Consider the following 19,312-nt stretch of genomic DNA (forward strand, 5'->3'; position numbering starts at 1 on the left):
ATGATGCAAACTACGCTGACCAGTAAAGGACAAGTGACGATCCCGCAGAGCCTGCGCCAGCACTTTGGGCTCAAGCAAGGCATGGCGGTGACCTTCGAGATAGAGGGCGATCACATCGCATTGCGCCCAGCGCCTGCAGCTAGGCAGACGCAAGACAGTGGGTTTGGCCTGATCAAGAGCCGTCGCAAAGGTGTTCCGCCCGACTGGGATGCAGCCAGCATGGTGGTGGACGCACCATGATCGCACTCGATACTAATGTGCTGGCACGCTACTACGTGACTAGCAGTGACGCGCCATCGCAAAAGCAAAGTTTGCAGGCCAAGAAACTGCTGGAAAGCGGCAAACGCCTGTTTGTCAGCAAAACGGTGGTGCTGGAGCTGGAGTGGGTGCTGCGCGGCTATTACAAAAGCGAGCCGCCCGAAGTGCTGGTGGTTCTGCGCCATTTGCTGGCCATGCCCAATGTCGAAGTGGAAGACCGTTTGGCGGTGGAGATGGCGTGCAATGCATTGGAGGATGGCTTTGACTTTGCCGATGCGCTACACCATGCATCGAGCCGCCATTGCAGCAGCATGGCGACGTTTGATGACAAAAAATTCGCCCGCAAAGCCAGTGCCAAAGGCTGGAAACCTGCGGTCAAAGTGGTGAGTGCATGAGCCGCTTGATTGACCCTGTAAGGACGCTACACAGAAAGACCACACCATGTTGAGTTCTATCCATATTGAAGGCTTCAAGGGTTTTAAAGACACCCGCATTGAACCCATACGCAAAGTCAACCTGATTTTGGGGGGGCAGAACGTGGGGAAAACGTCGCTGCTGGAGGCGGTGTATTTGGGGGCGAGTGATGTGGGTGCATTCCAGAACATAGCCACTGTCTTTCGCATGTCCGAGGGGAACGATAGTCGGCGTTATGCCAAGGCAGTCTGGGAAAAGAAAAAGAGTAAGTTGGTACTCGCTAATGACACTGGGTATTCGTTGGCTGTTAGGGTGAACTACCAACGGGATAGCGAAGATGGTTTTTTTTCTCTTGATGCCTTTGGAAGCGGTGATGTTCGTGCTAGCAGAGTGATTAGTGGTGCGGATATCACTGACTCAGTTGCCCAGGTAGCGCTTTCCAAAAGGGGAAATGGAACACCTTGGCATCTTCCTACTGATGCATTGCTGAAGATGGTTTTTCTAAATCCATTGGCTGTCTCCATTCATTTGCCACAACAAGTCGAGGCGGTGCGGTTGTTCGACCGCGTGGTCATGATCCGCAAGAAGCGCCTATTGCTCGACATGCTCAAACGCATTGAGCCGCGTCTTGAAGACATGCATTCGCTGTCGCCCGATGGGGAGCAGCGCATTTATGTAGAGCTGGTTGGTGAAGATGAGGCTTTGCCGCTGCCCTTGCTGGGCCACGGTTTTTCTCGCCTTGTTCATTTGTATTGCTCTTTGCTGGTGACGGAATCCAAGCTGGCGTTGATTGATGAGGTGGAAAACGGTATTCATTACTCATCGCTGCCGACTTTGTTCCAAGGCATTCAAGACATTGCAGCCAATAACGATGTGCAAACCCTAATGACCACCCACAGTTGGGAGTGCATCCGGGCTGCGTACAACACCTTCGCTGCTGCGGGTAAGTTGGAAGACTTCCAACTGATTCGCCTAGAGCGCGATGCGGACAACGTAAAAGCCATCGTCATCAATGACGAGCAGTTGGTCACAGTCATGGAGGCAGGTTATGAAATCCGCTAATGCTGTGCCTGGGCCAACGCGGGCGATTACCACGCCTATCTTGGTGCTGGTGGAGGGCAAAGATGAGGAAGATTTGCTGCAAAGGCTTTGCAAGCATTGGTTTGGTGCTCAGTCCTCATGCTTTGGTTTTGAAAATGTGGACGGGAACTCACAGTTTTCAGAAAAATTTCGAGCTTTAAAAAAACGTAGCAAAGACAAGCTGCAAGTGGTAGGTGTCGTCGCGGACAGTGAAGAGGACGCGGCTGCCACCAAGCAAAAGTGGCAAGACTTGTTTAAGGACGTGGTGCCGCAGATCAATAAGCCATGCGAGCTTTTGCAATTACCCGATGCCATCCAGCCGGGTGCTTTTGAAACCTTGGTTTTAGAGGCATTGAAAGGCGACCCAGTGGCACAGTGCGCGCAAGCTTTTCGTGATTGTGCTGCCGCCAATTTGGCAGACAGAACGCAAGCGCAAAAAGACAAAATTGCTGTGCAGGCTTGGCTAGGTGCCCGTTTGGGGCGTGCATACAACAACGTTTTTAAGGCACAGGAAGACAACGAGGACGAGCCGTTGTTTGACTATGACCATGCTGCATTCAATCCCGTAAAAGAGTTTTTGCAGCACTTACTGTCCCTCGCTTCAGAAAAACCGCATAGCGCCTGATTTATCTCTGGCAGCCTTAGTCTGGTTTTGCTTATGAATCAGGATTGCAAAGTATGCCCCCACTCCGTTTCCTATCTTTCATCCTCGCAGCTTTGGGCGCATTAGCCACCATCCCCGTCCAAGCCACCGAACCCCTGCAGTGCGGCATCGTGCTCTTGCATGGCAAGTGGGGGGATCCCAAGCTGCTCAACGGGGTTGCGCGGCAGTTGTCGGGGGTGTGCGAGGTGCTGCAGCCGGAGATGGCGTGGAGCCGTCGGCGCATGTACGACAAACCGTATGCCGCTGCGCTGCAAGAGATCACGCCACTGCTGGCGCAGTTGCGCGCCAAGGGCTATGCCCGCGTGCTGCTGGGTGGGCAGAGTTTGGGGGCAAATGCGGCGCTGGCTTACGCAGCCCAAGTGGGGGGGGTGCAGGGCGTGCTGGCCATGTCGCCGGGGCACATTCCCGAGCGCTGGTACCGCGCCGCTGACAAAACCCGCCCTGCGGTGGACAAAGCGCGTGCACTGGTGGAGGCCGGGCAGGGCGAGCAGACGCTGGAGATCACCGACATCAACTCAGGCCGCACACAAGCCCTGTCGCTGCGCGCTGATGTGTTGCTGAGCTATTTCGATCCGCAGGGGTGGGGCAATATGCCGCGCAGTGTGGACTTGCTGGCGCATGCCGATAAGCCGGTGCCGCTGCTGTGGGTCATCGGCGCGCAAGACCCGTTGTACGAAGGCCCCAATGGCTACGACTTTTACAAAGCCCCCATGCACCCGAGCAGCCGCTACGTGGTGGTCGATGCCGGTCACATGAATGCGCCCGATGTGGCAGCGGCGGCGGTGCTCGATTGGGTGAAAGCGCTGCCATGACCCAAGCCCCCTCCAAAAAAGCCCGTTGCGTGATGGTGCTGGGCACTTCCAGTGGCGCTGGCAAAAGCTGGCTGGCCACCGCCTTGTGCCGCTACTACGCCCGGCAAGGGCTGAAGGTGGCGCCATTCAAGGCGCAGAACATGAGCAACAACGCAAGGGTGGTTGGCAGTACAACAGGTGAAGGCGAGATTGGCAGCGCGCAGTACTTTCAGGCGCTGGCGGCGCGGGCCGAGCCCGATGTGCGCATGAACCCGCTGTTGCTCAAGCCCGAGCGCGATACGCACAGCCAAGTGGTGCTGCTGGGGCGGGTGGACGCGGCGCTGACGGCCATGCCGTGGCGTGCGCGCAGCCAGCATGTGTGGCCTGCCATCAGCGCGGCGCTGGATGCGCTGCGCTTTGAAAACGACGTGGTGGTGATCGAGGGCGCAGGCTCGCCCGCCGAGATCAACCTGATGGCCAACGACATCGTGAACCTGCGCATCGCCGCGCACGCCCAAGCGGCGTGCCTGCTGGTCACGGACATTGACCGGGGCGGGGCCTTTGCCCACCTGTACGGCACGTGGGCGCTGCTGCCTGCGGCCAGCCAAGCGCAGATCAAAGGCTTTGTGCTCAACAAATTCCGTGGCGACGCCAGCCTGCTGGCCCCTGCGCCGCAAATGCTGCAAGACAAAACCGGCGTGCCCACGGTGGCCACGTTGCCCCTGTGGCGCGGCCACGGTTTGCCCGAAGAGGACGGCGTGTACGACGCCACCCCCACGCAAGGTGCCGGAGCCAAAGGTGTTGGGGCACACGGCGGCAGCCGCTGCGTGGCCATCTTGGCTTATCCGCGCATGAGCAATTTGGACGAGTTTCAACCGCTCAAAACCATGCCCGGCGTACGCCTGCACTGGGTGCGCAGCCGCGCCGACATGCCCGCGCTGCAGCCGCAGGACTGGCTCATCTTGCCCGGCAGCAAACACACCAGCAGCGATTTGGCTTGGCTGCGCAGCCAAGGGCTCGATGCCGTGGTGCACCAGCATGCGGAGCAGGGCGGGGCGGTGCTGGGGGTGTGTGGCGGCCTGCAAATGCTGGGCGAGGCGTTGGTGGACCCGCACGGCATCGAACACGCCTATCTGGGCAACGCCCCTGGCCTGGGTCTGCTGCCGCTGGTGACGGTGTTTGCGCCCGACAAGACGGTGCAGCGCACGACGGTGGTGTTCAGCGAGGCGGTGGCAGTACCCTGCACCAGCCCATGGTCTGCCTTGGCGGGCGTATCCGTCACGGGCTACGAGATTCACCACGGGCAAACGGCCCAGCATGCAGGTCTGGCCGCTAAGGGCGAGTTGGCCGTGCCGGTGCTGCCCCACGACTTGGGCTGGCGCAACCAGCGTGGCAATGTGCTGGGGGTGTACGTGCATGGGCTGTTTGAAGACCGTGCGGTGCAGCAAGCCTTGTTTGGGTTAGAGGGTTTGCCGCCTGCCTTGGATGCTGTGTTTGACGCCATGGCCGATTACGTGGAGCAGCACTTTGCCCCGGGCGTGCTGCAGGATTTGCTGGCCTGAGGGCTGCACTGGTTTGGAATGGATTGACGAGGAGTATTTTTTGAGTAACGCAACGGTTTCCCTTTTTTCCCCGGCACAGGCTGTGGCCGACATTGCCGATGCCGCCTTGACCAACGCCCTGCAAGACGCGCTGAACAACAAGACCAAGCCACTGGGCTCGTTGGGGCGCATCGAAGCCTTGGCCTTGCAGTTGGGCCAGATACTGGGCACGCAGCAACCGCAGTTGGATCAGCCGCAGATGGTGGTGTTTGCCGCCGACCATGGTTTGGCGGCCAAAGGCGTGTCCGCGTTTCCGAGCGATGTGACCTGGCAGATGGTGGAAAACTTCTTGGCCGGTGGCGCTGCGGTGAGCGTGCTGGCCCGCCAACATGGCATCGCCCTGACAGTGGCCGACTGCGGCGTGCGGCGCGACTTTTTGGCGGGCTTGCCAGCCGGTAGCCAGCGTCCCGGTTTGCACGTGTGCAAAGTGGCGGGGGTCGAGGGCGGCACGGCCGACAGCAGCGAGCAAGCGGCCATGACGCCTGCGCAATGCCAGCAAGCCATGGCCCAAGGCGCAGCACTGGTGCAGAGCCTGCCCGGCAATGTGCTCTTGCTCGGTGAGATGGGCATTGGTAATACGTCTGCCGCCTCCTTGTTGCTGGCGCGCTTGGCCCATCTGGATATCGCTCTGTGCACCGGCGCTGGCACGGGGCTGGACAGCGCGGGCGTGGAGCGCAAAACGGCCGTGCTGCGCCAAGTGCTGCAGCGCCATGCCCACGTGACAGCACCGCTGGACGTGCTGGCCGCCATGGGCGGGCTGGAGATTGCCACCATGGTGGGCGCGGTGCTGCAAGCGGCGCACGAGCGGCGCGTTATCTTGGTCGATGGTTTTATCACCACCAGCGCGGTGTTGGTGGCGCAGGCCTTGCACCCGCATGTGCTGCAGCGCTGCGTGTTCGCCCACCGCTCGGGCGAGCGGGGCCACGCGCTCATGCTGCAGCATTTGCAGGCCAGCCACCCTGCCACGCAGGCCACGGTGCAGCCGCTGTTGGACTTGGGGCTGCGCTTGGGCGAGGGCTCGGGCGCAGCACTGGCGTGGCCGCTGTTGCAGTCGGCCTGCACCATCCTCAATGACATGGCCAGCTTTGCCCAAGCCGGTGTGTCGGAACAAAACGCATGACACTCATTCGCCACTACCTGCTGGCGCTGCAGTTTTTTACGCGCATCCCCATCACTGGGCGGTTGGCCGAGTGGGTGGGCTTTAGTCCGGCCATGATGCGTGCTGCTGCGGGCCACTTGCCCGGCGTGGGCTTGCTGGTGGGAGGCTTGGCCGCAGGGGTGGCGTGGGGGGCCTTGCAGGCCTTGCCGCCTGTGCAGGGCTTGACACCACTGGTGGCGGCTGCGCTGGCGACGCTAGCCACGGTGTGGGTCACAGGTGCTTTCCACGAAGACGGTTTGGCCGACACCGCTGATGGCTTGGGCGGATCGGCCGAGCGCAGCCGCGCGCTGGAGATCATGAAGGACTCGCGCATCGGCTCCTACGGGGCTGTGGCCTTGGTATTGGCCTTGCTCACCAAGGTGTTGCTGCTGGGCCTGCTGGGCGCGGTGCATCCGGGTTTGTTGCCCGTGGCCTTGCTGCTGGGGCACGTGCTGTCGCGCTTTTGGCCATTGCTCACCATGGCTACGTTGGCGCACGTCAACGCACCTGGTCACAGCAAAAGCAAACTGATCGCCGAACAGTTGGGGTGGGGCGGTTTGCTCTGTGGTGTGCTGTGGTGTGTTATCGCCGTGGTACTGCTTTCGTGGGGGGTGTTTGCTATGCATTTGATAGCTGCTCCAGCTTATTACACGCGCTCTACAGCCCCATTGGCCTTGGTGGTGATGGTGGGGGCAGCATTGCTGGCCAGTGCGGCAGTGTGGTGGTGGATGCGCCACTTGCTGCGGCGGCGTTTGCAGGGGTTTACGGGCGATGGTTTGGGGGCGACCCAGCAGTTGTGCGAGCTGGCGGTATACCTTGCCTTGTCTCTGGCTGCTGGCCCTCTGGGGCGCTGTGTTTAAGCCCTACTGCCGCATCGTGCGCCATGCCCAGCCTTTGGTAGCACCGGGTGTGTGCTATGGCCGTTTGGACGTGGCGGCAGACAGTGCCCATACCGAGCAGGTCGCGCAGGCTTTGCTTGCTGCGTGGGATGGTGTGCCGCCTTTGCTGCTGCATTCCCCCATGCAGCGCTGTGTGCAGCTGTTAGAGGCGGTGCGGGTATTGCTGGCCGAGTCCGGTCTGCAGTGGGCTGTACGTGCCGAGCCACTGTTGGCGGAGATGGATTTTGGTCACTGGGAGGGCCAAACTTGGGATGCAATTGGCCCCGATGCTTTGGATGCGTGGACGCGGGACTTTGCCCACTACCGCCCCGGAGGGGGAGAGTCTGTTGCGCAGTTTATGCAGCGGGTAGGACAGGTATGGCAAGCCACGCAGCGGCACATGGCCAGAACCGACCAGCCAGTGTGGTGGTTAGCCCATGCGGGGGTGGCGCGTGCAGCCCACTGCTGGCAGCACGGCGTGCAGGTACAGCAGGCCATTGACTGGCCGCAAGAAGGTTTGGCTTACGGTATGTGGGTAGATATGCCGCAGATCCAAGCTTTGGCTCAGTGGTAGCACGCTAGACTGGGGCGTATGCTGAAAAACGATTTTTTTCCTCACGCAGCCCGGCTTAGCGTGGCGCGGTGGCTGGGCTTATGGGCAATGGCCACACTGGCAGCTTGCAGCGGAGTGGACAAATTGGTCGAGTTGGTCAAGCCACCCCCACCACCCAAGGCCTATGTGTTTGTACCTTCCAGTAGCGAACCAACAGCCCGTTTGCGGGTGATTGGTAATACATGGGTATATGGCGGTGTTAGTCCGGAGTCTTGTCCGCGCTACATGCCAGTGCTGGTCAGCCCGCGCCGCATGCTCAACGGTCAAGATGTGACCAAACCGGCATGGGCCTTCCCAACACAAACCAAGACTTTTCCCGACATGTTGCCCAGACAAGGTTTGCCTTTGCCTAGTGTGGACGAGGCGGTAGCCAATAACGAAGGCGTGTACGGTGAGCGGGTGGCTGAACTGCTGGTGCCAGCAGGTCGACCATTCGTTATACGCACCAATCCGCAGGCTAGCGATGTAGTGGCGGTATTTGCTGACGTGTGTCCGGCCCAAATACACCGCTATGTATTCGAGGCCGGAGGGCAATATGAAGCGCGTATTGGTATGGATGGCCAGCGCTGCGATTTCCAAGTCTACGACCTCAATCGCGGGCCAGAGGCCGCGCAATGGACGCGCATCAGTGCTGTGCAGTCCCCTGTGCGGGGCTGTAAATAGGGCAGCGTAGCTGCTTAGGCTTTTTCTAGCTCGACTTGGTACGTGCTGCCTTGCTCTATCACGTCGAGTAAGCGATCGATGTTGGGGTGTTTGCCGGGATTGCTGCGGGCATCGGTGGTGTGCTCGGCAAACAACTCCAAACCTTCTTGAGCGGCAGCGGTGTTGATGCTGCCATGTTTGGCAGCCAGTGCGGCGTAAACGCGCAGTGAACCTTGTTTGCCGGGTTTGTTGTCAATGCTGGCGATGCGCTCGCCTTGGGCGTTGAGGAGGTGCAGGGCCGCCAGATGTTCAATACCGGGCAACGCCTGCAGATTGTCTGCAAAGGCCATGGAAAAAATTAACGCGAAGAAGAGTCTTTGTTGTCGGGGGTGAGAACGCGGCGTGCGCCATCAAAGCGTTGGCGCCAGTAGCTGGCGTCCATGTCTTCTACCCGCACCTCGGCCCCTGTGCGAGGCGAGTGAATGAACTTGCCATTGCCAATGTAGATGCCTACATGGCTAAACGCACGGCGCATGGTGTTAAAGAACACCAAGTCACCGGGCTTGAGTTCGGTTTTTTCAATTTTGGCGGTGGCTTTGGCTTGTTCGGCAGCTTGGCGGGGCAGCAAGAGCCCGGCGGTTTGTTCGTAAATAGCACGCACAAAGCCGCTGCAATCAAAACCAGTGTCTGCATTGTTGCCACCACGGCGGTATGGCACGCCCAAAAAAGCCATGGAGTTGAGCACCAACTCGGTGGCCTTGGCTTCGAGTTTTTGGCCCATGTCCGTGATGCGGGTGATCAGACCACGTTCTATGAGCAAGTCGTGCATTTGGTCGTTGTTGGTTGCGGCTTCTTGCGCATGCAAGGTGCCCGCTGCCAGCAACAGGAGAGAGATGATCCATGTACGCATCCAAACACTCTAACCGCCTTTGTTACACAAGTCAAATGGATTGACTTGAGGTATCTTTGCTAAGTGTCTGATTTTTATGAACTATTGGTGTATCTCCCTACAGCAATATGCAACAGGTTAAGCACCTTACAATGAGAGTCCCTTTTTTCTAGCATTCACAGAGGTACTTATGGAGCACACCCTACCACCCTTGCCTTATGCGATCGACGCTTTGGCGCCCCACTACTCGAAAGAGACGCTGGAATTCCACCATGGTAAGCACCACAACGCGTACGTGGTTAACCTCAACAACCTGCAAAAGGGTACCGAATTCGAATCCAAAACGCTGGAAGAAATCGTCAAGACTTCTTCGGGTGGTATCTACAACAACGCAGCCCAAATTTGGAACCACACTTTCTTCTGGAGCTGCATGAAGCCCAATGGCGGCGGTGAGCCTACAGGCGCTTTGGCTGCAGCCATCAACGCCAAATGGGGCAGCTACGCTGCTTTCAAAGAAGCATTTGTGAAGTCTGCTGTTGGCAATTTCGGTTCCGGCTGGACTTGGTTGGTGAAAAAGGCAGACGGTTCTGTGGACATCGTTAATACGGGTGCAGCCGGTACGCCTTTGACTACGGCTGACAAGGCTTTGTTGACAGTGGACGTGTGGGAGCATGCTTACTACATCGACTACCGCAATCTGCGTCCTAAGTTTGTGGAAACTTTCCTCGACAAACTGGTGAACTGGGAATTTGCCCAAGCCAATTTCGCCTGAATGTGCGCCGCCTTTTGATGGCGGCTGCCCGTGCATGCGAGACAATACGGGCTACCCATAACGGGTAGCCCGTTTAATTTGTGAAGAAGACTTATGGTGGAAAAAGCCGCAGCACCTGCTGAAAAGCTGGTGGGTATCAAGGGAATGAATGACATCTTGCCGCCCGATTCGGCGCGGTGGGAGTTGCTAGAGAGCCATGTGCGCAGTGTCATGCGTGGTTATGGTTTTGAAAATATCCGCACCCCCATCGTGGAGCCTACGCCGCTGTTTGTGCGCGGATTGGGCGAGGTGACCGATGTGGTGGAGAAGGAGATGTATTCCTTCACCGACAAGCTCAATGGCGAGGCCCTGACATTGCGCCCCGAAAACACGGCGGGTGTGGTGCGTGCTGTGGTGGAGCATTCGCTCTTGTACAACGGTGGTCGCCGCCTGTACTACATGGGGCCCATGTTCCGCCATGAACGTCCCCAGCGTGGGCGCTATCGCCAATTCCACCAAATTGGTGCCGAGGCACTGGGCTTTGGTGGCCCCGAGGTGGATGCCGAAGTGATTTTGATGGCCAGCGCTTTGTGGAAAAAGCTGGGCCTAGAGGGTATCGAGCTGCAACTCAACAGCTTGGGGCAACCTGCTGAGCGCAACCAGCACCGCGCTGCCTTGATCGCTTACTTTGAGCAGCACATGGATGTGCTCGACGAAGAAGCCAAGCGCCGTTTGCACCTCAATCCCTTGCGTTTGCTCGACAGCAAAAACCCAGCGATGCAAGCCATTATTGAGAAAGCGCCGCAACTGCTTGACTACTTGGGCGATGCCTCGCGTCAGCACTTCGAGACGGTGCAAAGCATTTTGGCAGCCAATGGTGTGACTGCCACGGTCAATCCCCGTTTGGTGCGCGGCTTGGATTACTACAACCTCACGGTATTTGAATTCGTAACCACCCGCTTGGGCTCACAGGGCACGGTTTGCGCTGGTGGCCGTTATGACTATTTGATTGAGCAAATTGGTGGCAAACCCGCTCCTGCAGTGGGTTGGGCTATGGGTGTGGAGCGTGTACTGGAACTGCTCAAGGAACAGGAACTGCTGCAGGTGCAACCCCAGCTAGATGCCTACGCCGTGGTGACCAATGTGCAGTTTTTCCCGCAAGTGAGTGCGTGCCTGCAAGCGCTGCGTGCGAGCGGCGTGTCGGTGCAGATGCAAGCATCGGGCCCTGAGGGCATGCCGAGCTTGAAATCACAATTCAAACGCGCCGATGGATCAGGCGCCCGTTTCGCCTTGATTTTTGGCGATGATGAAGTGGCGCAAGGCTGTGTAGCCCTCAAGCCCTTGCGCGGAGATGGTGAACAGCTCCGACTGCCCTTGACCGGAGTGGCCTCTTGGGCCGCTCGCCTACAATCGCCCCCCACGGTTTGAACCCACTGTACGGCCCCTTATGACACAACATTACGATTTGGAAGAGCAAGAACAACTGGAACGGGTCAAGCTGTTCTGGAAACAGCATGGCAATCGCATCAGCACACTGGTGCTCTTGGTTTGTCTTGGCTTTGCGGGTTGGAATGGCTACAACTATTGGCAAAAAAACCAAGCCATGGCAGCCGCAACGCTTTATGACAACTCGGAAAAAATTTTCCAGTCTGGTGATGTGAAAGCGGCAGAACGTGTGTTTGCCGATATGGGTGAGCGCTACAAAGGCTCTTTCTACACCGCCCAAGCAGGTCTGCGCCTTGCCAAGCTTGCATACGAAAACGGCCAAGCGGATGTCGCTAAAAATGCCTTGCAAAAGGTTGTGGACAACGCAAGCGATGCGGCTTTGGTGGCGGCTGCGCGGCTGCGCTTGGCGCAAGTGCTGATGGAGCAAAAGGCCTATGACCAAGCCCAAGCACAGTTGACAGCCAAGTTCCCAGCTGGTTTTGATGGTTTGGTGGCCGACGCGCAAGGCGATTTGTACAACCTGCAAGGCAAAACCCAAGAGGCGGTGGGCAGCTACCAAAAAGCACTCGCAGCATTGGATGCCAATTCCTCCTATCGTGTGATAGTGGACGCGAAACTGGCAACTCTGGGTGGCGCTGCCGAACCCACCAAGCCATGATGTCTATGTTGAGTAAGACCCGTTGGGGTGTCCTGGCGCTGGTTTGTGTGCTGGCTGCATGCAGCAGCACCAAACCACAGCCGAAAGAGTTGCAGGCTGTTTCAGCATCGTTGCCCGTCAAGCAAATCTGGTCTGCCGCATTCGATGGCGGCCTGACCCCACCACGTGTGCAAGGCAAACAGCTATGGGTAGCTACTGCCACTGGCAAAGTGTTGCAATTGCAGTTGGACACAGGCAAACAGGATTGGTCTGTGGATGTGGGCAGTCCCGTGCGTGCCGGTTTGGGTGTAAGCGCTGATGGACAATCGGTCGCTGCGGTGACGGCCTTGGCCGATTTGGTGTTGGTGCGCGATGCCAAAACCCTGTGGAGACAACATCTGCCAGCCAGCGTGGTGACGCCACCACTGGTCGCTGGGGGGCGCGTTTTTGTGTTGACAACCGATCGGTCTTTGTACGCATTTGACGCCCAAACGGGGGTTAAGTTGTGGCAGGTGACCAATACATCGCAGTTGCTCTCGCTCAGCGCACCGACTGTATTGCAGTCTTTCCAAAACAGTTTGTTGGTTGGTCTGGGGGGGCGCTTGTCGCGTATCAATCCAGACAATGGCAGCGTTTTGGGTGAGGTCGTGGTTGCCTCCAGTCGTGGCTCGAACGAGGTCGAACGCTTGGTGGAAATTGTGGATGGCACCACGCGCCAAGACAATGTTTTGTGCGTGCGTGCATTCCAAATTTCTGTCAGCTGCATAGACATGCAGCAGTACAAAACCCTATGGACTAGCAATGCATCCGGTTTTTCTGGTTTGGCAGGCGATGGGCAATGGCTTTTTGCGGTGGATGCCGATGGCAAGTTGCGCTCATGGCAGCAAGGCAGTGGTGAATTGCGGTGGGTGCGTGACTCTTTGCAATGGCGTGGTGTGACATCGCCGCTGTTGGCTGGCAACACCTTGATTGTGGGTGATGCCCAAGGCTATGTGCATTTCTTTGCCAAGCAAGATGGCAATGCCGTCAATCGCTTGCAAACCGATGGCTCTGCCATTGCGTATGCGCCAGTGCGCGCTGGTCAAACCGTGGTGGTTGTGACCCAAAAAGGTGGGCTGTACGCCTACCAACCTGATTGAAGAACGAGGAATTGCCTTGAAACCAGTTATTGCCTTGGTGGGCCGCCCAAACGTGGGCAAGTCCACGCTGTTTAACCGCCTCACGAAGTCGCGTGACGCCATCGTGGCCGACTTTGCCGGTTTGACGCGGGATCGCCACTACGGCCAAGGTCGTCAAGGCAAACACGAGTACATCGTGATCGATACCGGCGGGTTTGAGCCCGATGCGCAGAGTGGTATCTACCAAGAAATGGCCAAGCAAACCCGTCAAGCGGTGGCAGAGGCCGATATGGTGTTTTTCTTGGTGGATGTGCGTGCAGGTTTGTCCGCGCAAGACCATGAGATTGGGCAATACCTGCGCAAGCTGGGCAAGACCACCTATATCGTGGCCAATAAAGCCGAGGGCATGCGCGAAGGCAGTCAATTGGCCGAGTTTTACGAACTGGGCTTGGGTGAGGTGCAGGCCATCTCCGCAGCCCATGGGCAAGGCATTCGCTCTTTGGTCGAGACGGCGCTGCAGGCTTTGGGGTTGTCTGAGGAGGATGAGGAAGCTGAGCCAGCAGACGACAATGTGATCCGCTTGGCGGTGGCGGGGCGTCCCAACGCCGGCAAATCCACCCTCATCAACACCTGGCTGGGTGAGGAGCGTTTGATCGCTTTTGACATGCCTGGCACCACCCGCGATGCGATTGCCGTGCCATTGGAGCGTGATGGTCAGCGCTTTGAATTGATTGACACCGCTGGTTTGCGTCGCAAAGGCCGTGTGTTTGAAGCGATTGAGAAGTTCTCGGTTGTCAAGACGCTGCAGGCTATTGAGAGCGCGCATGTGGTGCTGCTGATGATTGATGCCACCGAAGGCGTGACAGACCAAGACGCGCACATTGCTGGCTATATTTTGGAATCTGGTCGTGCGGTGGTGGTGGCTGTGAACAAATGGGATGCGCTGGATGAATACCAGCGTGAAATGCTCAAGCGGTCAATGGAAACGCGTTTGGCGTTTCTGAAGTTCGCTTCGCTGCATCTCATATCAGCCAAAAAGCGCCAAGGCTTGGGCCCATTGTGGAAGTCCATGATCCAAGCCCACCAAGCGGCTAATCGCAAGATGCCCACCCCTGTCCTGACACGCTTGTTGCAAGAGGCGGTGCAGTTCCAGACGCCCAAGAAGGTGGGTAACTACCGCCCCAAATTGCGCTATGCCCACCAAGGTGGCATGAATCCGCCGATTGTGGTCATTCACGGCAATTCTTTAGAGCATGTGACAGACGCCTACAAGCGTTTCTTGGAAGGGCGTATCCGCAAAGAATTCGATTTGGTGGGAACCCCTTTGCGCATCGAAATGAAGTCCTCCCAGAACCCTTTTGCGGACAAGGACGACTGAGTCCCTACATCAACATGGTGTTGCGTATCAAGCCAACGGCCAATCCTTCAATTTCGAAGGGGTCTTCGGGCTGGACAACGATGGTGGTGTAGTCGGGATTTTCGGGATGCAGTTCAATCACGTTCTTGTTGCGGCGAAAGCGTTTGACGGTCACTTCATCCCCCAAGCGCGCCACCACAATTTGGCCATTTTTCACGTCTTTGGTAGACCGCACGGCCAGCAAATCCCCATCCATGATGCCGGCATCGCGCATCGACATGCCACGCACCCGCAACAGATAGTCGGGTTGTTGCTGAAACAGGCTGTTTTCTACGTAGTAGGTTTGGTCTACATGCTCTTGGGCCAAGATGGGGGAACCTGCGGCAACACGGCCAATCAGTGGCAAGGCCAATTGGGCCAAGCCAGGAATGGGCAGACTGATTTGGTGGCTAGGCTGGCGCAGTGGATTGGCTACACTGCGCAGACGGATGCCGCGCGAGGTTCCGCTAACCAGTTCAATAACGCCTTTGCGGGCCAAGGCCTGCAAATGTTCTTCGGCCGCGTTGGCAGATTTAAAGCCCAACTCCTGCGCAATTTCCGCCCGGGTCGGCGGAGCCCCTGTGCGTTGCATGGTGTTGTGGATCAAATCCAGAATTTGCTGTTGGCGGGCCGTCAGTTTGGGTTGCTCAAGCATGTGCACTCCTGAAACAGCGAAAACACTGTTTGTTTAAACAGTGTTGTATTTTTAACCAGCTTTCATCGTTTGGCAAGAAAAAAGAGGACTTTAGAGACTATGAGCATGCAGAAAAAAATCGTCGTGATTGGAACGGGTGGCACTATTGCTGGCAAAGCGGCCAGTGCACAAGACAATGTAGGCTACGTGGCAGGTCAGGTACGGGTGGAGGATTTGCTAGCCGCCGTACCCATGGGGGCAGCACTGATTGCCCCGCGCCAGTTGGTGGCAGAGCAGTTGGTGCAGTTGGATAGCAAAGACATGGACTTTGCCACTTGGGCTGCCTTGGCCCAGCGGTGTACTGCGCTGCTGGCCGATGCCTCGGTCGACGGCATTGTCATCACCCACGGCACGGACACTTTGGAAGAGACGGCGTATTTCCTGCACAGCGTGTTGCCACCCGCTTTGCAAAGCGCCAAACCCGTGGTGCTGACATGCGCCATGCGGCCTGCCACGGCACTCACGCCCGATGGCCCGCAAAACTTGCAGGACGCATTGGCTGTGGTGGTCGATCCTGCTTCCTGCGGCGTGTTGGCCGTGGCGGCTGGCAAAGTGCATGCGGCCCTGCATGTGAATAAGCGCTTCACGTACCGCATAGACGCTTTTGACTCGGGCGATGCCGCTCCCTTGGCCCAGGTGGAAGAGGGGCGCGTGCGCTGGCTCAGCGGCGCTGCTTGGTGTGTGGCGCAATCGATGGCCAAAGCCCAGTTGCCTGCCTTGCCTGCCAAGGCGGCGGATTGGCCACGGGTGGAAATCCTCACCAGCTATGCCGGTGCATACGGTGCTTTGGTGACTGCGTTGTTGCAAGCCCCTGCTGATCAGCCAGTTGTGAAAGGCTTGGTCGTGGCTGGAACGGGGAACGGCACCATCCATGCCGATTTGGAGGCTGCTTTGCGCCAAGCACAAGACCACGGTGTTCGCGTGGTGCGCACCAGTCGCTGCGCTTATGGTGTGGTGGTGCAGGCCAGTGCTGCGTCGGACAACCTGCCAGCAATGCCGCTTTCTGCTGTGAAAGCGCGCATTGCTTTGATGCTGGAACTGCTTAGCTAGACAAAGCTTGCAGCACGCGCGCCGTGATTTCATCCACGGCGCCCAAGCCGCTGATGGCGCGGTATTGGGGTGCGTTTTGCGGCTCTTTGGCAGCCCAAGTGGAGTAGTACTCCACCAGAGGACGTGTTTGGGCGCTGTAAACGTCCAAACGCTTCTTCACGGTCTCTTCTTTGTCGTCATCGCGCTGAACCAAGGGTTCACCGGTTACGTCATCTACGCCTTGCACTTTGGGGGGATTGAATTTGACGTGGTAGGTGCGGCCCGAAGCGGGGTGCGAGCGGCGGCCGCTCATGCGCTCAATGATGGCGTCAAACGGCACATCGATTTCCACCACATAGTCCAGCTTCACGCCCGCAGCCTTCATGGCATCGGCCTGGGGAATGGTGCGGGGAAACCCATCAAACAGAAAGCCTTGAGCGCAATCGGGTTGGGCAATCCGTTCTTTCACCAAGTTGATGATCAGATCATCGCTGACCAGACCGCCGGCATCCATCACTGCCTTGGCTTGTAGACCCAGCGGGGTGCCAGCCTTGACCGCAGCGCGCAGCATGTCACCCGTCGAAATCTGTGGAATGCCGTACTTTTGGCAGATGAAAGTGGCTTGCGTGCCTTTGCCTGCGCCAGGGGCGCCCAAAAGGATCAGTCTCATGAGAGTTGCCTCGGAAGTAGTTATGTGAAATCTGCGGGACAGCGCGTCGCTGCCAAGAACATCTGCAGCCCACGCCAATCCCTGTAGCGCACAAGGATAGCATGAGCGGCTGTTACGAAACTTGCAGCAAGGCGCGCACTTTGTCCAAGTCTTCCGGTGTGTCTACACCGGGCCCAGGTGCTGCATGGGTGACGTGCAAAGCAATCCGGTGGCCATGCCATAACGCGCGCAATTGTTCCAAGGCCTCGGTCACTTCCAGCGGTGCTTGGCTCAACTGGGGGAATGCGCGTAAGAAACGGGCGCGATAACTGTAGATACCGATATGGCGTAGCGGTGCTGGATGCGGCATGGCTTTGAACTGGCCTTCGCTAAAACCATCACGCCACCACGCAATGGGGGCACGGCTGAAATACAGCGCATACATGGCTGCGTCGTGTACCACCTTGACGATGTTGGGGTTGGTGTAATCCTCCAACTTGTCCAGTGCATGGCCTGCGGTTCCCATGCTGGCGTCCGGTTTGCTTTGCAGCAAAGAGGCTACCTCGTCCACCAAAGTGGGGGTCATCAGTGGTTCATCGCCTTGCACGTTGACCACGATATCGTCGCCATCCAAACCCAGCAGTTCGCAGGCCTGAGCCAGACGGTCGCTGCCGGAGGGATGGTCTTTGCTGGTCAAAATAGCCTTCACGCCGTGGGCTGCACAGGCTTGCACAATGCTGTCGTCGTCGGTCGCTACCACCACTTGGCGAGCGTGGGGGCAACCTTGCACGATGTTGCGTGCCACCCGCACGATCATGGGCTGGCCATGGATATCGGCCAAGGGTTTGTTGGGCAGGCGGGTAGAAGCCAGACGCGCTGGAATCAAAACGGTGTAAGTCATGGCTTACAGGCCCAATTCGGCATCGGTCAAAGGGCGGGCTTCGTTTTCGAGCAAGATGGGGATGCCATCGCGCACGGGGTAAGCCAAGCGGGCACTGCGTGAAACCAGCTCTTGCTGTTCGCGGTGGTATTCCAAGGGGCCTTTGGTCACGGGGCAGACCAGTAGTTCGAGCAATTTGGTGTCCATCCCGCCATCATAGCCAAGGCGCTCTGGCTTGCGCCGCTGCCAGCATGGTGTCGAACGTTTTTAACCAATCAGTGGGCAAAGTCTGTAGCAAGGGCACCGCTAGTGCATCGGGGCATTGAGGCCAGAGTTTGACAGCATCTTTTTCCGTACAAATCAGCCTGTAATGCCCGTATTGATTGCTGAAGCTGCTATCAAAATGATAGTGATCTGGCAGTGCTAAGGTGTTGGTCAGTGGCACGCCTTGGGCTTGTAGCATGGCAAAAAAACGTTCGGGGCGTGCAATCCCGGCCAGCGCCAGCAAAGGGCGTTCTGCCACAGTGGCCTGCAAGCTAGACAGGGCGATGTGTTCGCCTTGTTGCGTTACCGCGTAATTGGCCAACTGGCGTGTTGCCAAGGCGCTGTAAGGCAAGGATTTCATGCTGTTGCCAACGGCGTTGGGGGCTGTGTGCAGGTACAAGCAGCGCTCGGGGGCTTGTCCAGCAGCAGTCAGCCACTGGCGGGGCCAAGGCTCGCGCAGTGGGCCTGCGGGTAGTAACCAGCCATTGCCAATGCCACGGTCATCCAGAACGCACACCTCGATATCGCGCTGCAGTGCCCAGTGCTGCAGACCATCGTCGCACAGCAGCACTTGCGTATGGGGGTGGGCTTGGAGCAAGGCGCGTCCCGCTGCAACCCGCGACGCCGATACAAACACCGGCACACCGGTGTGCCGGTGCATCAGCAGCGGTTCATCGCCCACGGTGTTGGCATCGCTATCTGGGTGTACTTCCAGCGTTTGCGTTGCAGGAACTGTGGAATCTGTAGGCGTTTGTCGTGTTTGGCGCCCATAACCACGCGAGACGATGCCCACTTGCCAACCTTGGGCACACAGGTGCTGGGCCAAAGCAATGGTGGTGGGGGTTTTTCCGGCTCCACCGGCCACCACATTGCCAACCACCACCACCAACACGGGCAAGCGTTCGCAGAGTTCAGGGTGCTGGGCAAAGCGCTTGCGGTGTTGCTGCAACAGCAGCCCATACATTGCTGCCGCAGGGCGCAAGGCCCATGCCAGTGGGGACTGCTGGCTCTCCCAGGCGCGCAAAAGCAGGCGCTGCATGCCGCTGACTGGCTTAGTGTGCAGCTTGGCTGCTGGATTGGGTGGCGAAGGTGATTTGCGTGAGACCCGCGCTGCGGGCGGCTTCCATCACGCTGATCACGGTTTGGTGCCGCGCATTGGCATCGGCGCTGATGATGACCACCGTGTCTTTACCACCTTTGGCGGCACCGCTGATGGCGTTGGCCAGCGCTTCAATGCCAGAACCAGTGACCAACTGCTTGTTGATGCTCACCCCACCGTCAGCGCCCACGGCGACGATCAGCTCCTTGGGGTAGTCCCGTTGCAGTTCTGTGTCGGCGGTGGGCAAACGCAGCTGCAATTCGGTGAACTTGCTGTAGGTAGTGGACAGCATCAGGAAGATGAGGATGACCAACAGCACGTCAATGAAGGGGATCAGGTTGATCTCCGGCTCTTCTTGGCGGTGGCGGCGAAAGTTCATGG

Annotated in this window: 24 protein-coding genes; 16 read left to right on the forward strand and 8 right to left on the reverse strand. The window is 58.1% G+C overall.

The window, feature by feature from the left end; genetic code table 11:
- Nucleotides 1–3: 3 nt before the first annotated feature.
- From KIK84_RS02690 to KIK84_RS02735, 10 genes are all read left to right on the forward strand, one after another.
- Complete coding sequence (locus KIK84_RS02690; RefSeq protein WP_214121422.1) at nucleotides 4–240, forward strand: AbrB/MazE/SpoVT family DNA-binding domain-containing protein; 237 nt, start codon at nucleotides 4–6, stop codon at nucleotides 238–240.
- Nucleotides 237–653, forward strand: a complete 417-nt coding sequence (locus tag KIK84_RS02695) for a type II toxin-antitoxin system VapC family toxin (protein ID WP_214121423.1) — start codon at nucleotides 237–239, stop codon at nucleotides 651–653. The genes KIK84_RS02690 and KIK84_RS02695 overlap by 4 nt, the downstream gene beginning before the upstream one ends.
- Before the next feature lie 46 nt (nucleotides 654–699).
- Entirely contained in the window at nucleotides 700–1,734 is a 1,035-nt protein-coding gene (locus tag KIK84_RS02700; RefSeq protein WP_214121424.1) for an AAA family ATPase, read from the forward strand.
- Nucleotides 1,721–2,377 carry a DUF3226 domain-containing protein gene (locus KIK84_RS02705; protein WP_214121425.1) on the forward strand — a complete coding sequence of 219 codons (657 nt, stop codon included), beginning with the start codon at nucleotides 1,721–1,723 and terminating at the stop codon, nucleotides 2,375–2,377. Before KIK84_RS02700 ends, KIK84_RS02705 begins: the two co-directional genes overlap by 14 nt.
- 53 nt (nucleotides 2,378–2,430) lie before the next feature.
- Entirely contained in the window at nucleotides 2,431–3,228 is a 798-nt protein-coding gene (locus KIK84_RS02710; RefSeq protein WP_250207688.1) for an alpha/beta fold hydrolase, read from the forward strand.
- Nucleotides 3,225–4,769 carry a cobyric acid synthase gene (locus KIK84_RS02715; protein WP_250207689.1) on the forward strand — a complete coding sequence of 515 codons (1,545 nt, stop codon included), beginning with the start codon at nucleotides 3,225–3,227 and terminating at the stop codon, nucleotides 4,767–4,769. The genes KIK84_RS02710 and KIK84_RS02715 overlap by 4 nt, the downstream gene beginning before the upstream one ends.
- Nucleotides 4,770–4,809: 40 nt before the next feature.
- Entirely contained in the window at nucleotides 4,810–5,928 is a 1,119-nt protein-coding gene (cobT, locus tag KIK84_RS02720; RefSeq protein ID WP_250207690.1) for a nicotinate-nucleotide--dimethylbenzimidazole phosphoribosyltransferase, read from the forward strand.
- Nucleotides 5,925–6,806: an adenosylcobinamide-GDP ribazoletransferase gene (locus KIK84_RS02725; protein WP_214121427.1), complete on the forward strand. Its 882-nt coding sequence runs from the start codon at nucleotides 5,925–5,927 to the stop codon at nucleotides 6,804–6,806. The genes cobT and KIK84_RS02725 overlap by 4 nt, the downstream gene beginning before the upstream one ends.
- Nucleotides 6,799–7,398: a histidine phosphatase family protein gene (locus KIK84_RS02730; RefSeq protein WP_214121428.1), complete on the forward strand. Its 600-nt coding sequence runs from the start codon at nucleotides 6,799–6,801 to the stop codon at nucleotides 7,396–7,398. Before KIK84_RS02725 ends, KIK84_RS02730 begins: the two co-directional genes overlap by 8 nt.
- Nucleotides 7,399–7,485: 87 nt before the next feature.
- Nucleotides 7,486–8,100: a hypothetical protein gene (locus KIK84_RS02735; RefSeq protein ID WP_214121429.1), complete on the forward strand. Its 615-nt coding sequence runs from the start codon at nucleotides 7,486–7,488 to the stop codon at nucleotides 8,098–8,100.
- A 14-nt stretch (nucleotides 8,101–8,114) separates the two neighbouring features.
- Here KIK84_RS02735 and KIK84_RS02740 read toward each other — a convergent pair whose 3' ends face one another.
- Nucleotides 8,115–8,429 carry a DUF2322 family protein gene (locus KIK84_RS02740; RefSeq protein ID WP_214121430.1) on the reverse strand — a complete coding sequence of 105 codons (315 nt, stop codon included), beginning with the start codon at nucleotides 8,427–8,429 and terminating at the stop codon, nucleotides 8,115–8,117.
- 8 nt (nucleotides 8,430–8,437) lie between these two features.
- Nucleotides 8,438–8,989: a C40 family peptidase gene (locus KIK84_RS02745; RefSeq protein WP_214121431.1), complete on the reverse strand. Its 552-nt coding sequence runs from the start codon at nucleotides 8,987–8,989 to the stop codon at nucleotides 8,438–8,440.
- 169 nt (nucleotides 8,990–9,158) lie between these two features.
- On the opposite strand from KIK84_RS02745, the gene KIK84_RS02750 reads away from it, so the two are divergent.
- The 5 genes from KIK84_RS02750 to der all read left to right on the forward strand — a co-directional run bounded on the left by KIK84_RS02750 (nucleotide 9,159) and on the right by der (nucleotide 14,298).
- Nucleotides 9,159–9,740, forward strand: coding sequence for a superoxide dismutase (locus KIK84_RS02750; protein WP_214121432.1), 582 nt, complete (start codon nucleotides 9,159–9,161; stop codon nucleotides 9,738–9,740).
- A gap of 93 nt (nucleotides 9,741–9,833) precedes the next feature.
- Complete coding sequence (gene hisS / locus KIK84_RS02755) at nucleotides 9,834–11,147, forward strand: histidine--tRNA ligase (protein WP_214121433.1); 1,314 nt, start codon at nucleotides 9,834–9,836, stop codon at nucleotides 11,145–11,147.
- A gap of 19 nt (nucleotides 11,148–11,166) precedes the next feature.
- A complete protein-coding gene (locus KIK84_RS02760; protein WP_214121434.1) occupies nucleotides 11,167–11,823 on the forward strand; it encodes a YfgM family protein in 657 nt (218 codons plus the stop codon).
- On the forward strand, nucleotides 11,820–12,941 hold the full coding sequence (locus KIK84_RS02765; protein WP_214121435.1) for an outer membrane protein assembly factor BamB: 1,122 nt from the start codon (nucleotides 11,820–11,822) through the stop codon (nucleotides 12,939–12,941). The genes KIK84_RS02760 and KIK84_RS02765 overlap by 4 nt, the downstream gene beginning before the upstream one ends.
- A 16-nt stretch (nucleotides 12,942–12,957) precedes the next feature.
- Entirely contained in the window at nucleotides 12,958–14,298 is a 1,341-nt protein-coding gene (der, locus tag KIK84_RS02770) for a ribosome biogenesis GTPase Der (protein WP_214121436.1), read from the forward strand.
- A 4-nt stretch (nucleotides 14,299–14,302) separates the two neighbouring features.
- On the opposite strand, the gene lexA is transcribed toward der, so the two are convergent.
- Nucleotides 14,303–14,971, reverse strand: coding sequence for a transcriptional repressor LexA (gene lexA, locus KIK84_RS02775; protein WP_214121437.1), 669 nt, complete (start codon nucleotides 14,969–14,971; stop codon nucleotides 14,303–14,305).
- A gap of 99 nt (nucleotides 14,972–15,070) precedes the next feature.
- Here lexA and KIK84_RS02780 point away from each other — a divergent pair, with 99 nt between their 5' ends.
- Nucleotides 15,071–16,060: an asparaginase gene (locus KIK84_RS02780; RefSeq protein ID WP_214121438.1), complete on the forward strand. Its 990-nt coding sequence runs from the start codon at nucleotides 15,071–15,073 to the stop codon at nucleotides 16,058–16,060.
- Here KIK84_RS02780 and adk read toward each other — a convergent pair.
- From adk to KIK84_RS02805, 5 genes are all read right to left on the reverse strand, one after another.
- Nucleotides 16,053–16,709, reverse strand: a complete 657-nt coding sequence (gene adk, locus KIK84_RS02785) for an adenylate kinase (protein WP_214121439.1) — start codon at nucleotides 16,707–16,709, stop codon at nucleotides 16,053–16,055. The two genes, KIK84_RS02780 and adk, sit on opposite strands and share 8 nt — an antisense overlap.
- A 112-nt stretch (nucleotides 16,710–16,821) precedes the next feature.
- Nucleotides 16,822–17,589, reverse strand: coding sequence for a 3-deoxy-manno-octulosonate cytidylyltransferase (kdsB, locus tag KIK84_RS02790; protein WP_214121440.1), 768 nt, complete (start codon nucleotides 17,587–17,589; stop codon nucleotides 16,822–16,824).
- 3 nt (nucleotides 17,590–17,592) lie between these two features.
- The gene (locus KIK84_RS02795) at nucleotides 17,593–17,775 is read right to left on the reverse strand and encodes a Trm112 family protein (RefSeq protein ID WP_214121441.1); all 183 of its coding nucleotides are present in this window, start codon (nucleotides 17,773–17,775) and stop codon (nucleotides 17,593–17,595) included.
- Between the two features lie 7 nt (nucleotides 17,776–17,782).
- Nucleotides 17,783–18,871 (reverse strand): tetraacyldisaccharide 4'-kinase, encoded by a 1,089-nt coding sequence (gene lpxK, locus KIK84_RS02800; protein WP_214121442.1) that lies wholly within the window; start codon nucleotides 18,869–18,871, stop codon nucleotides 17,783–17,785.
- Nucleotides 18,872–18,884: 13 nt separating this feature from the next.
- Nucleotides 18,885–19,310 carry an ExbD/TolR family protein gene (locus tag KIK84_RS02805; RefSeq protein WP_214121443.1) on the reverse strand — a complete coding sequence of 142 codons (426 nt, stop codon included), beginning with the start codon at nucleotides 19,308–19,310 and terminating at the stop codon, nucleotides 18,885–18,887.
- Nucleotides 19,311–19,312: the final 2 nt, after the last annotated feature.

It is taken from the genome of Curvibacter sp. CHRR-16, from assembly GCF_018474005.1.
Taxonomy (GTDB): Bacteria; Pseudomonadota; Gammaproteobacteria; order Burkholderiales; family Burkholderiaceae_C; genus Allorhodoferax.

Excerpts from the sequence above, each read along its gene's own strand:
- KIK84_RS02690 (WP_214121422.1), top strand. The coding sequence starts at position 4 with ATGCAAACTACGCTGACCAGTAAAGGACAAGTGACGATCCCGCAGAGC.
- KIK84_RS02695 (WP_214121423.1), top strand. The coding sequence starts at position 237 with ATGATCGCACTCGATACTAATGTGCTGGCACGCTACTACGTGACTAGC.
- KIK84_RS02700 (WP_214121424.1), top strand. The coding sequence starts at position 700 with ATGTTGAGTTCTATCCATATTGAAGGCTTCAAGGGTTTTAAAGACACC.
- KIK84_RS02705 (WP_214121425.1), top strand. The coding sequence starts at position 1,721 with ATGAAATCCGCTAATGCTGTGCCTGGGCCAACGCGGGCGATTACCACG.
- KIK84_RS02710 (WP_250207688.1), top strand. The coding sequence starts at position 2,431 with ATGCCCCCACTCCGTTTCCTATCTTTCATCCTCGCAGCTTTGGGCGCA.
- KIK84_RS02715 (WP_250207689.1), top strand. The coding sequence starts at position 3,225 with ATGACCCAAGCCCCCTCCAAAAAAGCCCGTTGCGTGATGGTGCTGGGC.
- KIK84_RS02725 (WP_214121427.1), top strand. The coding sequence starts at position 5,925 with ATGACACTCATTCGCCACTACCTGCTGGCGCTGCAGTTTTTTACGCGC.
- KIK84_RS02735 (WP_214121429.1), top strand. The coding sequence starts at position 7,486 with ATGGCCACACTGGCAGCTTGCAGCGGAGTGGACAAATTGGTCGAGTTG.
- KIK84_RS02740 (WP_214121430.1), bottom strand. The coding sequence starts at position 8,429 with ATGGCCTTTGCAGACAATCTGCAGGCGTTGCCCGGTATTGAACATCTG.
- KIK84_RS02745 (WP_214121431.1), bottom strand. The coding sequence starts at position 8,989 with ATGCGTACATGGATCATCTCTCTCCTGTTGCTGGCAGCGGGCACCTTG.
- KIK84_RS02750 (WP_214121432.1), top strand. The coding sequence starts at position 9,159 with ATGGAGCACACCCTACCACCCTTGCCTTATGCGATCGACGCTTTGGCG.
- hisS (WP_214121433.1), top strand. The coding sequence starts at position 9,834 with ATGGTGGAAAAAGCCGCAGCACCTGCTGAAAAGCTGGTGGGTATCAAG.
- KIK84_RS02760 (WP_214121434.1), top strand. The coding sequence starts at position 11,167 with ATGACACAACATTACGATTTGGAAGAGCAAGAACAACTGGAACGGGTC.
- KIK84_RS02765 (WP_214121435.1), top strand. The coding sequence starts at position 11,820 with ATGATGTCTATGTTGAGTAAGACCCGTTGGGGTGTCCTGGCGCTGGTT.
- lexA (WP_214121437.1), bottom strand. The coding sequence starts at position 14,971 with ATGCTTGAGCAACCCAAACTGACGGCCCGCCAACAGCAAATTCTGGAT.
- KIK84_RS02780 (WP_214121438.1), top strand. The coding sequence starts at position 15,071 with ATGAGCATGCAGAAAAAAATCGTCGTGATTGGAACGGGTGGCACTATT.
- adk (WP_214121439.1), bottom strand. The coding sequence starts at position 16,709 with ATGAGACTGATCCTTTTGGGCGCCCCTGGCGCAGGCAAAGGCACGCAA.
- kdsB (WP_214121440.1), bottom strand. The coding sequence starts at position 17,589 with ATGACTTACACCGTTTTGATTCCAGCGCGTCTGGCTTCTACCCGCCTG.
- KIK84_RS02795 (WP_214121441.1), bottom strand. The coding sequence starts at position 17,775 with ATGGACACCAAATTGCTCGAACTACTGGTCTGCCCCGTGACCAAAGGC.
- lpxK (WP_214121442.1), bottom strand. The coding sequence starts at position 18,871 with ATGCAGCGCCTGCTTTTGCGCGCCTGGGAGAGCCAGCAGTCCCCACTG.
- KIK84_RS02805 (WP_214121443.1), bottom strand. The coding sequence starts at position 19,310 with ATGAACTTTCGCCGCCACCGCCAAGAAGAGCCGGAGATCAACCTGATC.